This window comes from Haladaptatus sp. (assembly GCF_049589095.1).
Classification (GTDB): Archaea; Halobacteriota; Halobacteria; order Halobacteriales; family Haladaptataceae; genus Haladaptatus.
In genome coordinates this window covers 1-13487 of record NZ_JBAWAC010000010.1, presented here as the reverse complement: position 1 = coordinate 13487, position 13487 = coordinate 1, and the positions used below count along the sequence as shown (strand labels likewise).

Here is a 13487-nt window from a genome sequence, read left to right as displayed (position 1 = left end):
GAAGTCGCCGGAATCGACTCGGGAATGAACGAGACGGGTACCGAGGTTGTGTGGTTTCGACTGCCGTGTGCGGCGGCGGACTTCACGACACACATCCGGGTCGAGGACGAGGGTGTCCTGGTGTACTCCCCGCTGAGCGAGCGTGAATCCCAGTATGGGTTGCTCATCCCGAAAGGCACCTATCCAGCCCTGCGCGACCGCGGTATCGCCGACTTTCGGGAAACGGTTTCTGCCATCGAACCCGTCCTCGACGGCGACATCGACGAACATCTGACCTCGTTCGACGAGTGTTCCCTGCTCTCCATCCGCTCCGGGCTTGCGGAACGATGGACCGACGACGGCTTCCTGCTCATCGGTGACGCCGCACACGTCGCCTCGCCGATCGGTGCCGAAGGGAACAACTTGGCGATTCAGGACGCGCTCGCCGCACATCGCCTGCTCACGCCCGTCCTCCGTCGCGGTGGCGGTCCGCTTCCGGAACGGCTTCTCCGATGCGTCGAGCAGGTCCGTCGCCCCGCAGTGGAGGAGACGATACGAGCCCAGCAGTCGCGGGGTGACGGCCTCTCGTCGCTCATCTCGTCGCGTGATCGTATTCCCGGCGCGCTCGAACCAACCCTGCTACGGGGTGGTACGGCGCTGATGAGCCTGCTGGCACGGCTTCCGAGTCGTTCCTCGACGGACGAAAACGAGATCTCGGTCGATCGAACGCTCTTCGTCGACTGATCCGTCGGCTCCTTTGGTCCTTATCGAACTCGATCGACGGGTGCATCGAGTGCGGGCGCGAATCGTCGCTCGATTTCCGACTGCTCGTAGAGGGTGATGATCGACTCGACGGTCTCCTCCTCGATGCCGACCAGTTCGGCCGTTCGTCCCGGCGAAACCGGTCCGTCGATGGTCAGCGCGAGGACGGAGTCGATGGTGTCGTAACTGGCACCGAGGTTCTCCTCGTCGGTCCCCGCGGCACCGATTTCCGGACTCGCCTTCCGTTCGACGATCCGGTCGGGGACGCCGACGTGGGCCGACAGCTGACGAACTTGACGCTTGTACAGGTGGAGGATCGGTTGGCAGTCGACGGCCGCGTCGCCGTACTTGTCGAAGTGGCCGGTCAGCCATTCGCTCCGATTGCTCGTCCCGACGACGACGCCGCCCATCTCCATCCCGTTCAGGTACTCCACGAGCGTCCGCGTTCGGACCGCCGTTATGTCGCGTTGGAATCGCCCGATCCGGTCGTCCGTCTCCCCGTGGTCGGGAAGCGCGTCCGTTATCGCATCGACTATCGGTCCTATCTCCACGACGTCGTAGTCGATACCGAGGTCGTCGGCGACACGCTCGGCGTCGCTCATCGTCTCGTCGCTGCTTACTTCGCTCGGCATCACGACGCCGTAGACGTTCTCGGTTCCCAGCGCCTCGACGGCGAGATACGCGACCAGCGTGCTGTCGATTCCGCCGGACAGGCCGACGACGGCGGTATCGAGTTCGCGCGTGACGCTCATGCGCTCCTCGTCACGGTTCACGTGCTCCTCGATGAACGACAGGATTCGCTCGCGTTCGGCTTCGAGTTCCGCTTCGGTAAATCGCACGTCGAGCGGTTCGTCGGCGGTTCGTACCGTCTGGTTCGATGCCATACTCGACCGTTCGTTCCCCTCGCCGGAGTTTCTTTCCATTGCGGAAGTATTGAATTATTTTTCCCAAACAGGTTGGAACCGTACGCAGTCGGTGGAATCCATGTGAGATCGTTAACGTCTCTGACGTGACACTGTCCTCGTCCTCTCCCATCGCCTGTGGACCAACGTGATTTAACCGTTGCTCGTCTCACATCCGACGATGGATTCGACACGACGTTCCGCCGATCCACCCCTGGATGTGGAACCCATCTCGGTACTCGTAGTCGGCGATCCGAACCGGAGAAGATCCCTCGTCTCCGGACTCTCGGACGCCGAGGGCGTTCTCGTAACGACCGCCGTGCGAGGCCGCGACGGATACGAGTGGCTCTCCTCTCAGCCCGGCACTGTCGATTGTATCGTCTGTTCCCTCGACTTGCCGGATATGTCCGGTGTGAGCTTCCTTGAAACCGTTCGGGCCGCTGATCCCGATATACCCGTGGTGCTTCTCGCTTCCGACGGCGACGAATCCGTGGCGAGTAGAGCGGTCGCCGCCGACGTTACGGAGTACATCCCGATCGACGACGACCCTTCGTTGACCGACGACCTTTTCGGACGTATCCGAAACGCCGCCGTCGAGTTTCGTACGAACCGAACCCGACGCCATCGTGCACGTCAGTTCGATGCACTGTTCGACGATCCACGGGCATTCATGTGGGTCGTCGCTCCGAACGGAACACTTCGACGGGCGAACCGTACCGCCCGTACCTTCCTCGACGCTTCGATGGAGTCGGTTCTCGAAACGACGTTCGCCGACTCCCCTTGGTGGCGAGATTCGGAGACGAACTCCGACGCGATCCGGAACGCCGTTCGAACGGCGAGGAACGGCGATATCGAGCGGTTCGAGACGGCGTTCGAGGGTCCCGATGGCCGTATCGACCTCGACGTTTCGTTCCGCCCGGTCACCGATCGCGACGGGACGGTGGTGAGTGTCGTCGTCGAGGCACTCGACGTGACCGAACGCGCCCATTTGGAACGCGAGCTTCGGGAGTCGGAGGAACTCCACCGGGTTACGCTCAACAACATGACCGACACCGTTCTGGTCACGAACGACGCTGGCGAGTTCACCTACGTCTGTCCGAACGTACACTTCATCTTCGGTTATTCGGTCGAGGAAATCCGGAGCCTCGGTAGTATCGATGCCCTCCTCGGTGAGGACTTGTTCGACCGGGAGACGCTCGACTCAAACGGGCTCCTCACGAACATCGAGTGTACCGCGACGGATAAAGCGGGACGCGAGCACACGCTTCTCGTCAACGTCAAGCGGGTCTCCATTCAAGGTGGAACGACGCTTTACAGTTGCCGCGACATCACCAAACGAAAGGCGCGCGAGCGTGCGTTGACCGCACTCCATCGCACGAGCCGTGACCTTCTCTACGCTGAAACAGGACGGGAGATCGCCACGCTCGTCATCGACGACGTGACCGATATCTTCGATGTCGACGACTGTGCCATCTACCTCTTCGATACAGACGCGAACGAACTGTGGCCCGCCGCGGCGACGGATGCTATCGAATCCGCTTACGGAACGCTTCCGACAGTTCGACTCGACGAACCCAGTACGCTCGGTCGGACGTTCGTCGAGCAGACGACGTTCGCGTTCGACGACGTAACCGACTCCGACGTGTTCTCCCGCACCGCCATCGAGCATCGAAGTGGGCTTTTCATCCCGCTTAGTAATCACGGCGTCTTCGTGGCCGCGGACGAACGGGGGACGCTCGACGAAGTAACGAGGGAGATAATCGACCTCCTCGCGGCGACGGTCGAAGCGGCATTGGACCGCATCGAGCGTGAGGACGAACTCCGCGAACGCGACCGGGAACTCCAGCGTCGCAATCGACAGCTCTCCCGGTTGAACCGGACGAACGGGATCATTCGGGAGATCGACCGTGCTCTCGTTCGTGCGGACTCGCGCGAAGAGATCGAAGCCGAGGTCTGTGAACTACTGACCGCCAGCGATCGATTCGATTTCGCATGGGTCGGTGACCGTGACCCAGGTCGGAGTTCGCTCGAACCACGCGCTTGGGCGGGTGACGATCGAGGGTATCTCGACGCCGCCGACTTCACGGCTTCCGGCGACCCCGCAGGTCGAACGGCGGCAACGGATTCCGTGACCGTCGTTTCGAACGTGGCGAGCGGTTTATCTGGGGAACCGTGGCGACGGGAAGCAATCTCGCGCGGATTTCAATCGATAATCAGCGTCACATTGGACCACGGGGATGTCGCCTACGGTACGCTGACGGTGTACGCCAGTCGCCCGGATGCGTTCGACGACAGGGCGCGGGTCGTCCTTTCCGAACTCGGAGAGACTATCGCGTCGGCTATCCAGACCGTCGAGCGAAAGCGGGCGCTCGTGAGCGACACCGTTGTCGAACTCGATTACGAGATAACGGACTCCAACTGCGTTCTCCGTGTGCTCTCACAACGGGCTGACTGCTCCCTCGAACTAACGGGTGGCGTCCGCGAATCCGACTCCGGTGTTCGAATCCTCGTCACCGTCTCGGGTCGTTCCCCAGCAGACGTCGTGGCGAGTGCGGACTCCGTCGTCGCCATCGAATCCGCGCGCGTTGTCTCCACCGACACCGACGGCGGATTGGTACAGTTGACGCTCACGTCCCCGTTCATCGCGACGAGGTTGGCCGAATCCGGAGCGACGCTCGAACGTCTCCGCTCCGATGGTGGTGACACGACCGCGACGGTGTCCGTTCCCTCACCGGTCGCGGTTCGGACCATCGATGAGGTCTTCTCGGACGTATATCCGTCGTCCGAACTCGTCGCCCGACGGAAGCGAGAACGACAACCGGTCACTTCCAACCAGTTCCGAACGCGATTCCTGTCCGATATAACTCAACGGCAGCTCGAAGTCGTCCAGACGGCGTACTACAGCGGTTATTTCGACTCCCCACGGACGAACGACGGGGCGGCCGTCGCCACCATGCTCGACATCTCGTCAGCCGCGTTCTACGAACACATGCGGAAGGTACAGCGGAAGCTCCTCGCAACCGTCTTCGACCGAATCCCTTCGATTCCGGATGGTGGTTGACTATCTAGGCAAGCTTGTAACGTAATGGCTCTCTATTCAACATCCGATTACTTCTCCCGTCGCAAAAATTGCATCACGTGGCGACGAGCGGTCGGTATCACTGTCCGTGCGTCGTCGATTGGAGGAACTCCTGATGAGAGATGTAGACTACGACCCGACGACGGAATCGGAGTACGAATGTCCGCGATGTGGCGCTATCGTAACCGCGGCGCATCATCCCGGGGCTTGTGATGACTGTAACGCTCACCTTCGCAACCGACGGACACCACTCGAATGAGTCACCGATGGCATCTAACACAGTGAACTCGCGCCGACGGCCAGCGGACGACGAATCGAACGACGGAACCGATGAATCGGCGCTCGAAACCGCTCGTCGGCAGCTGAATCGAGTGGCGGACGGGTTGGACATCGATCCGAACATCGTCGAGCGGTTGCGCCATCCATCGCACGTCCATCGCGTCGCCGTCCCCCTGAAACGGGACGATGGGTCCATCGAGGTGTTTACCGGCTATCGTGCGCAACACGACAGCGTTCGTGGTCCCTACAAGGGTGGAATCCGGTATCATCCGGGCGTCACCGAGGAGGAGTGTATCGGTCTGTCGATGTGGATGACGTGGAAGTGTGCCGTCATGGATATCCCCTTCGGCGGTGCGAAAGGTGGTCTCGTCGTCGATCCGAAGCGACTCTCGGAGACCGAACACGAACGGTTGACACGTCGATTCGCACAGGAACTTCGGGACACGGTCGGGCCGAAGCGGGATATTCCGGCCCCCGATATGGGAACCGATTCCCGGACGATGGCGTGGTTCATGGACGCGTATTCGATGCAGGAAGGTGAAACCGAACCCGGCGTCGTCACCGGTAAACCGCCGGTCATCGGTGGATCCTACGGGCGGGAGGAAGCGCCCGGTCGCTCGGTCGCGCTCGTCACGCGCGAGGCGTGTGCACACTACGATTTGGGACTCGACGGAACGACGATTGCGATACAGGGGTTCGGAAGCGTCGGCGCGAACGCTGCCCGTCTCTTGGACGAATGGGGTGCGACCATCGTCTCGATTTCGGACGTGAACGGCGCAGTGTACGACCCCGACGGTATCGACACCGTGGACGTCCCGTCTCACGACGAGAAACCCGAGGCCGTTACCCAGTACGCCGACGACCGAATCAGTAACGAGGAACTCCTCACGCTCGATGTGGACGTGCTCATTCCGGCGGCGGTCGGAAACGTCCTCACCGAAGCCAACGCGGACGACGTACAGGCGGAACTCGTCGTTGAGGGTGCGAACGGTCCGACGACATCGTCCGCCGATTCCGTATTCTCGGAACGAGGTATCCCGGTGATTCCGGACATCCTCGCCAACGCGGGCGGGGTGACGGTTTCCTATTTCGAGTGGTTACAGGACATCAACCGGCGTCAGTGGTCGCTCGAACGCGTGCACGACGAACTCGAATCCGAAATGCTCGACGCGTGGTGTAACGTGCGTCGGGAGGTCGAAGAACGCAACGTGTCGTGGCGAGACGGTGCGTATTCCGTCGCCCTCTCCCGAATCGGCGAGGCCCATCGTATCCGTGGCCTCTGGCCCTGACGTCGAACGTTCCACGAACGTTCGGTGTCTCGTCCGTACCGAACCCCGTTTTCCACATCCTGCGCGGCCGTAAAACAGCGGAAATGGTGGGGTGTTTTGTGCGTCCCTGTGGTATAAAACTATCGGATATTCGGTGCGACGTCGTCGCCCAGTCGCTCCACGCAGTCGGCCATCGCCTCGGTGCCGATTCCGGGATGGTACGTTCGGAAGATGAAGTGCACGTCGTCGCCCAGCGCGTCGCGGTACTCGTTCAACTCCGCCGTGACTTCTTCGGGCGTGCCGAAGATGGCCTGTTCTTTCAGTTCTTGTTGTCGTTCTGCCGGGAGTTCGCCCACCGACTCGCCGGAGAATATCTCGGCGTACCGTCGCTGGATGTAGAAGTAACCGGGCTTCATCGCCTCCCACGCTTCTTCCTTCGAATCGCCGACGAACCCGTGTTGGAGGACGTACACCTCGAAATCGCCCCCGATTCCTTCCTCCTCCCGAACGTGCTCGATGTCCTCCTTGCGCTTGCGGACGCCCTCGATGGACAGAGAGGAGGGCGCACACCACGCGTCCGCGACGCGTGCCGCACGCCGAACGGCGGGTTTGACGCCGCCGCCGTACATGATAGGTATTTCCGACTCGGGTTTCGGCGTCACGCTCACGTCCGGCGACACGTCGTGAAACTCGGCGTCGTAGCCGAGTTCCCCGTCCGACCAGGCGGCACGGAGGAGTTCCGTCAGGTCCGTCATGCGTTCGACGCGCTCCTCGCGTGGGACGCCGAACGATTCGAACTCGCGGGGGTTCGACCCGATGGCGAGCCCCATCGTCAGTCGGCCATCGGACAGCAGGTCGACCGTCGCGGCGTCCTCCGCGAGGCGAACGCCGTCGTAGAGCGGGGCGAGTGCGATACAGGAACCGAGTTCGACGTTCTCGGTTCGGGCGGCCAGCGCCGCGAGGGAGGGCATGGTGGATGGAAGATAGCCGTCCTCGGCGAAGTGGTGTTCCGACACCCACATGCTGTCGAGTCCGGAGGCGTCGATCACCTCGCCCAACTCCAGCATCTCGTCGTAAATCTCGGTCATCGAACGGTCGTCGTCCGGGCGTCGCTGACAGGTGAACAACCCAGTCCCGAGTTTCATACTCGAAAATCGAACGCCGATACCTTAATCGTTTATAAGGATAGTTGGTGGCGAAGTGCCGCCATCTCCACCTTCAGTACGATTTCCCGCCACTCCGGAGCGCGTCCGCGACTCTCTCGATGGGATGGGGCGGCCGCGTATCGTACCCTTCGAGTTGCGTCCGGCAGGACGCGCCGGGCGCGACGACGGTTTCCGCGTCGCTCTCCTCGACTTGGTCGAACAGAATCCGTCCAATGGCCTGCGAGAGGTCGTACTGCTCGGTTCGGTAGCCGAAACTGCCCGCCATGCCACAGCATCCGCTGTCGAGGGGGTCCACCTCGTACCCCGCACGTCGCAGAACGCCGACCGCGTGGTGGTCTCGATTGAGCGCCTTCTGGTTGCAGTGGCCGTGATAGGAGAGGGATTCGTCCACGCCGCGGAACTCAATGTCTTCGTCCAGTCGCTTGCGGTCGATGAACTCACAGACGCCGTAGGTGTTCGCCGCGACGTCCTCGACGGCGGGATTCGAGACGAGGTCCCGATACTCGTCCTGGAACATCACCGCGTCGGAGGGTTCCACGAAGACGACCGACCAGCCGTCATCGACCCGCGATTCGAGCGCCGCGACGTTCGCTTCCGCGTTCTCGCGTGCCGTGTCGAGGAAGCCTTCCGAGTAGGCCGCCCGTCCGCTCGGCGCGAGGTCGGTCGGCACTTGGACGTGAACGCCAGCGGCTTCGAGGACGCGGACCGCGGCCTTGCCGGGTGCCGGATAGCTGTAGTTCGTGAACGTGTCCGGGACGAACAGCACCCGCTCGGTGGCGATGTCGGGTGGCACGCGACTTCCGCGCGATTCGAACCAGTCCACGAACGTCTCCCGACTGAACGTCGGCAGGTCGCGCTCGGGTGCGATACCGAGGGTCCTCTCGGCAATCGCGTCCGCTCCCGGAAGCCGGGTCGCCCAGTTCGACAGCGGGGCGAGCGCGCTCCCGAGCGCCGAAATCCTGTGGACGTTCGCGAAGAACGTCTCCCGTCGGTCCGCACCGCGTTTCTCGTGGTCTGCGTGTTTCACCTCGGCCTTCAGTTTCGCCAAATCGACGCCGGTGGGGCAGTCGTGAGCACAGCCCTTACAACCCAGACAGAGGTCAAGCACCTCCTCCTGAAACCGGTCGGTGAACAGTTCCTCGGTCGGAATCTCGCCGCTGATGGCGGCCCGAAGGAGGTTCGCCCGTCCCCGCGTCGTCGTCATCTCGTCCTTCATGCCGCGGTAGGACGGACACATCGTCTCGCTTCCGGTCTGGCGGCAGGTGCCACAGCCGTTGCAGAGTTCGACGAGGTGCGAAAAGCCGCCTTCCTCCGAAAAATCCTGCACCGTCGTCGGCTCCAGCGAGGAGTATTCCGGCCCGTAACGGAGGTTTTCTCGCATGTCGGCTTCGTCTTCGTCCCGAAACACGACCGTTCCGGGGTTCATCCGCCAGTCGGGGTCGAACGCCGTCTTGAGGTCCTGAAACGCCGTCCACAGTTGCTCGCCGTACATCTTCGGGTTGAACTCCGTTCTGGCGAGTCCGTCGCCGTGTTCGCCGGAGAACGAACCGTGGTGGTCGAGGACGAGCGAGGTCACGTCGTCCGCGATGGAGTGCATCGTCTCGATGCCCTCGGCGTCTTTGAGGTTCAGAATCGGTCGAATGTGAAGCGTGCCGCTTCCCGCGTGGGCGAAGTAGGCCGCCGTGGTATCGTGATCTTCGAGCACGTCCATGAACTCGCGGACGTACTCCGCGAGTTCCTCCGGCGGCACCGACGCATCCTCGATGAACGGATACGGTTTCGGATCGCCCTCCATGCTCATCAGCAGCGGAATCGCGGCCTTGCGGAGCTTCCAGAGGTCTGCCTGCTCGTCGGCCGTGTAGGCTTCGAGCACGTCGAACGCCTCGCCCGCGTGGACGAAGTTGGCGTTCGTCTCCGCGATGGCGTCCTCGAAGTCGTCCCGGAGTTCGTCGTCGAACTCCAACATCAGGGCGGCCTCCGCCCGTTCCGGAATCGGAGCGGCGTACTCCGCGAATTCCGTCGAGTCCCGAGCGAGTCGGAACACCTCGTCGTCCATCAACTCGACGGCGCTCACATCGAATTCGAGAGCTTCCGGAACCGCTTCCATCGCCGACACGAGGTCGTCGAAACAGTAGAGCGCGAGCGCGGTTTCGTCGGGGCGAGACACCAACTCCAGCGTCGCGCGCACCACGATACCGAGCGTCCCCTCCGCGCCGACGAACAGTTTCGAGAGGTTGATGTATCGGTTTCCGTCTCGCTCGGAAATCACCTTGTGGAGGTTGTAGCCGCTGACCGAGCGCTTGAGCGTCGGATAGCGCTCCTCGATCGCGTCCTCGTTGTCCTCGACGAGTCCCCGGACGGTTCGGTACAGTTCGGCCTCCCTGTCGTCACGTTCCACGATTTCGTCCCACTCCTCGCCGTCGAGTTCGACGTCGCGGGTGTGAATCAACGACCCGTCGGCGAGGACGACGTCCAACTCGGCGGTGTACGCGTCGGTGATGCCGTAGCGAACCGAGTGCGCGCCGGTGGAGTTGTTGCCGATGCCGCCGCCGACCGTGGCCCGGTTGGAGGACGCCGGATCGGGCGCGAATTTGAGCCCCCACTCCGCGAGGTAATCGTCCAAGTCGTCCTGCACGACGCCGGGTTCGACCACCGCTCGGCGCTCGTCAGGTGTGACGTTTAGGATCGAATCCATGTGGCGCGAGAAGTCGAGGACGACACACCCCTTTCCGACGGTCTGCCCCGCGAGCGACGAACCGGCACCGCGCGGGAGGACGGGCATGTCGTGGTCTGCCGCGACGCGCGCCGCCGCTTGTACGTCCTCGACACCGGTCGGGTAGACGACCCCCGCGGGCTGGGATTGGTAGATACTGCCGTCCGTCGCGTACAGGATGCGCGTGTACTGGTCGAAGCGGACGCCACCATCGACTACGGCACGCAGATCGTTCGCGAGGGAGGGATGCGTGTCCGAGGCTTCGTGACCGAGCGAGGCGCGGTACGTTTCGAGGTCGGGATTGTCGTCCCGTGTTGCCATGCGAGAGATAACCAGGCACACAGGCATAAATACGGGGTTGAATAAACTCGATCTTGCTAGATATAAACAAACGTGTCTCGTACTCGATGAATTTGGAATCGTGCCCGACAGGTCTCAAAACGGACGTTTTAAGCTATCCTTTCGTTCGGAAGGCGTCCGTATTACGACGTGTCCTGCCCCGAGACGTGACGGGTGGGGAACTATCTATAGAGTTTGGCGAGAGTCATATTATATCATTTGAACAACTGGTACTCGGTAGGAGAATAGTCGAGAGGGGGATCACGAAATCGGAAGAAGGCGTCGGGGTAGGTTGAGATTGGCCATTACTCTTTTGTCTATTGCATGATTCTGTAGGGCTAGGGAGAACCATGCACGACCTGACTGGTTTCCAGCGAGACCTTCTGTACGTTATCGCTGGTTTGGACGAACCCCACGGCCTCGCCATCAAAGAAGAACTCGAAGCGTACTACGAGAAGGAGATTCATCACGGCCGACTGTATCCGAATCTCGATTCGCTCGTCGATAAAGGGTTGGTGGAGAAGGGACAGCGAGACCGTCGGACGAACTACTACACGCTCACCCGCCGAGGAGCGCGGGAAATCGAAGCGCGACGCGAATGGGAAGAGCGCTACGTCGGCGCCGACCTCGGTCAAACGCAGACCGCTTAAGGAGAGAGTGCGGTACCGAGGACCGCCGCGTTCAACGCTCTGATTTGAGCGAACACCGAGCTTGACTCATTTACTTTGTAGCCTTCACCTGACGGAGTGAGAACGCCGAGGTCCGCGAGTGGTTCGACGTGCATCCACACTGATTTTCGAGACAGACCGACGAGTTGGTGAAGGTCGTCCTGCGTGAACACCTCGTCCTGATCCATCGCTAGTAGTGCGTCCAACAGCAGTCGTACTTCCTTGGGCCGTGTCAGGTCACGAAAACCGTCCGACGCGCCGCGTTCGTCCGCCGCACCGCGCAACTGTGCGACCGTGTTGGCGATGACGCTCTCCGAGTTCGGGCGGTACGTCCCGTCGTCTTCGCGGAATACGTGGAGTTCGACGAGGTCGTCCAGGCTTCGGTCGACGCTGTCGGCCCCTTGGTCGAGTTCGTGCGCGAGTTCCTCTAGCTCCCACTCGCCGCCGGTCGCGGCGGCGAGACGAACCAGCTCTCTGGTCGCGGGGTCGCGGGTCAGAAAGAGCCAGCCGGACGGGTATGCCGCCCGTGCCGCCTGAATTCCTTCTTCGTCCGCGAGCCCCCACATGTCGTCTCGATTGTGGGTCGTGCGGAGGGTCCAATCTCGGGAGTCTACATGAAGCGCCATTAGATTGCATTGTCCCGCCGATGGTATATAATGGTTGTACTCCGAAAGTGACTAGTTTTCCGGATCCGACTCACACGAAACGCTCCACGAGACGGGAGACTCTGCGGACAATCGTCGATAGATCGACTCCAACCCCTCCGAACGGGTGTCCGGAAGGATATGGAGTTCGACGGAACCGTAGCGCACGACGACGCGAAAGGTCGTGTCGTGTTCGCGGTCGCGGACGAGATACATCGGGACGGGAAGGTCGAACCAGTCGCCGTAGGTGTAGGCATCCCCGTCCAGTATCCGCTCGACGAGCGCGATGAGGTCGTTCTCGGACGGGTCGGAGTCGGGCGAGAGTCGAAACAGCGTCTCCCCTTCGTAGCGAACGCCACCCCGTCGCGGATACGTTCGGCGCGGACGGTGGGGAATCGAGAACGATGGGTCGCCGTCGGACATGGACTATCAGCGAATTACACCGTCATCGGTTAAATAGTTGAGCGGCGAGTGCGGATGAAAATCGCGCTCCCGGAGACGCAGAAGACGGCAACGACGTGTCCGACCAGTGCGAGCACCAGCAGGTCGTAGCCCCAGACGAACGGGACGAGGACGAGTTGCAACACGGCGAAGGCGATGATGACCGCATCGACGCGTCGGAGGTCGTTTCGCGTCTCCGATTCGCTCGGATACTTCACGGAAACCCAGAACCCGATGACGCTCGCCCACCACGCGGTGCCGATACGATAGCACACGTCCCAGAGGACGAGCAGGGTGAGAAACACCGCCGGAATCGGTGGCGACGTCCCGAGCAACGATTCGAGCAGCGGTGCTCCCGTTCGGGGGGTGTACACCAGCAGGTAGGTGACCAGCGCGACGTAGGCGACGACGCCGAGAACGACTTCGATACTCGACCCGAACAGTAGCTTTCGGTACGCCATCGGAATCGTCAGGTCCCGCACTCGTCGTCCGATGAGGAGCATCAGCGCGCTTCCGGCGGTGGCGACGACGATCGCCGCTGTACCCGCCGGAACGGCGTGCCAGAGGTCGTATCGCCACGCGAGCAACAACATGAGTCCCTCGAAGAGGACGAACTGAATCGTCAGCGCGAGCCAATCGGAGAACGTGACGCCCGGAATCCCGTCCACAATGCTCTCGTAGGCCCATCGATACTCCGGCGTGTTCATCCGGTTCGACCTGCTCATGCGATTGCGCGCCGCACGGCGTCGTCGAAGGGTGTCAGTTCGATAGGGACGAGCGAGCGAATCCGGTCGTCTTCCACGACGGTGCGCGTCTTCAGTCCGAGGATGAGCGGATGCGCGACGTCTTTGGGGACGTCTGTGACCAAATCGACCCAGTAGGCCGAGAGTTGCGGCGTGAGGACGGGAACCGGGACCATCGTCGCGCGTTTTCCGAGCAGGTCGCCCGTCCGAATTACCATCTCGCCGTACGTCAGTACGTCCGACCCGCCGATTTCGTACGTTTCACCGGCCGTCTTCGGCGTGTCGAGGACCCCGACGAGATAACCGACGACGTCCTCGATGGCGATGGGTTGGCAGTTCGTCCGGACCCATCGTGGGGTTATCATGAGCGGCAAGCGCTCGGCCAACTGTCGGACCATCCGGAAACTGGCGCTGTCGCCACCGATGACGATGGCCGCCCGCAGGACGGTGAGGTCGTACTCCCCGGTGCCGAGGATGTACTCCACTTCCCGGCGCGATTTGAGG

General features: G+C 61.9%; 11 protein-coding genes and 1 pseudogene. 5 read left to right on the top strand and 7 right to left on the bottom strand.

What is annotated here, in order from left to right:
- A partial coding sequence (locus tag WBV42_RS00395) for an FAD-dependent monooxygenase (RefSeq protein WP_423984289.1) occupies nt 1–723 on the top strand: 723 nt, incomplete at its 5' end.
- Between the two features lie 20 nt (nt 724–743).
- On the opposite strand, the gene WBV42_RS00390 is transcribed toward WBV42_RS00395, so the two are convergent.
- The gene (locus WBV42_RS00390) at nt 744–1625 is read right to left on the bottom strand and encodes an NAD+ synthase (RefSeq protein WP_423984291.1); all 882 of its coding nucleotides are present in this window, start codon (nt 1623–1625) and stop codon (nt 744–746) included.
- A gap of 199 nt (nt 1626–1824) precedes the next feature.
- Between WBV42_RS00390 and WBV42_RS00385 the strand changes: the two genes are divergently transcribed.
- The 3 genes from WBV42_RS00385 (at nt 1825) to gdhB (ending at nt 6290) form a co-directional block, all read left to right on the top strand.
- Complete coding sequence (locus WBV42_RS00385; protein WP_423984288.1) at nt 1825–4704, top strand: bacterio-opsin activator domain-containing protein; 2880 nt, start codon at nt 1825–1827, stop codon at nt 4702–4704.
- 133 nt (nt 4705–4837) lie between these two features.
- Nucleotides 4838–4981, top strand: a complete 144-nt coding sequence (locus WBV42_RS00380; RefSeq protein ID WP_423984287.1) for a rubrerythrin-like domain-containing protein — start codon at nt 4838–4840, stop codon at nt 4979–4981.
- Between the two features lie 7 nt (nt 4982–4988).
- The gene (gene gdhB / locus WBV42_RS00375) at nt 4989–6290 is read left to right on the top strand and encodes a glutamate dehydrogenase GdhB (RefSeq protein WP_423984286.1); all 1302 of its coding nucleotides are present in this window, start codon (nt 4989–4991) and stop codon (nt 6288–6290) included.
- Nucleotides 6291–6409: 119 nt separating this feature from the next.
- Here the strand turns inward: gdhB and WBV42_RS00370 are convergent, their stop codons facing one another.
- Together WBV42_RS00370 and WBV42_RS00365 are read right to left on the bottom strand one after the other, a co-directional pair.
- Nucleotides 6410–7414: an LLM class flavin-dependent oxidoreductase gene (locus WBV42_RS00370; RefSeq protein WP_423984285.1), complete on the bottom strand. Its 1005-nt coding sequence runs from the start codon at nt 7412–7414 to the stop codon at nt 6410–6412.
- Nucleotides 7415–7487: 73 nt separating this feature from the next.
- Nucleotides 7488–10469 (bottom strand): FAD-binding and (Fe-S)-binding domain-containing protein, encoded by a 2982-nt coding sequence (locus tag WBV42_RS00365; protein WP_423984284.1) that lies wholly within the window; start codon nt 10467–10469, stop codon nt 7488–7490.
- Between the two features lie 368 nt (nt 10470–10837).
- Here WBV42_RS00365 and WBV42_RS00360 point away from each other — a divergent pair, with 368 nt between their 5' ends.
- Nucleotides 10838–11137, top strand: a complete 300-nt coding sequence (locus WBV42_RS00360; protein ID WP_423984283.1) for a PadR family transcriptional regulator — start codon at nt 10838–10840, stop codon at nt 11135–11137.
- Here the strand turns inward: WBV42_RS00360 and WBV42_RS00355 are convergent.
- The 4 genes and pseudogenes from WBV42_RS00355 to WBV42_RS00340 all read right to left on the bottom strand — a co-directional run.
- Nucleotides 11134–11781, bottom strand: coding sequence for a hypothetical protein (locus tag WBV42_RS00355; protein ID WP_423984282.1), 648 nt, complete (start codon nt 11779–11781; stop codon nt 11134–11136). The genes WBV42_RS00360 and WBV42_RS00355 overlap by 4 nt on opposite strands.
- 51 nt (nt 11782–11832) lie before the next feature.
- Complete coding sequence (locus WBV42_RS00350; RefSeq protein WP_423984281.1) at nt 11833–12222, bottom strand: hypothetical protein; 390 nt, start codon at nt 12220–12222, stop codon at nt 11833–11835.
- 29 nt (nt 12223–12251) lie between these two features.
- On the bottom strand, nt 12252–12947 hold the full coding sequence (locus tag WBV42_RS00345) for a DUF7530 family protein (RefSeq protein WP_423984290.1): 696 nt from the start codon (nt 12945–12947) through the stop codon (nt 12252–12254).
- A gap of 14 nt (nt 12948–12961) precedes the next feature.
- A pseudogene (locus tag WBV42_RS00340) lies at nt 12962–13487 on the bottom strand (NADH-binding protein); the annotation flags it as partial.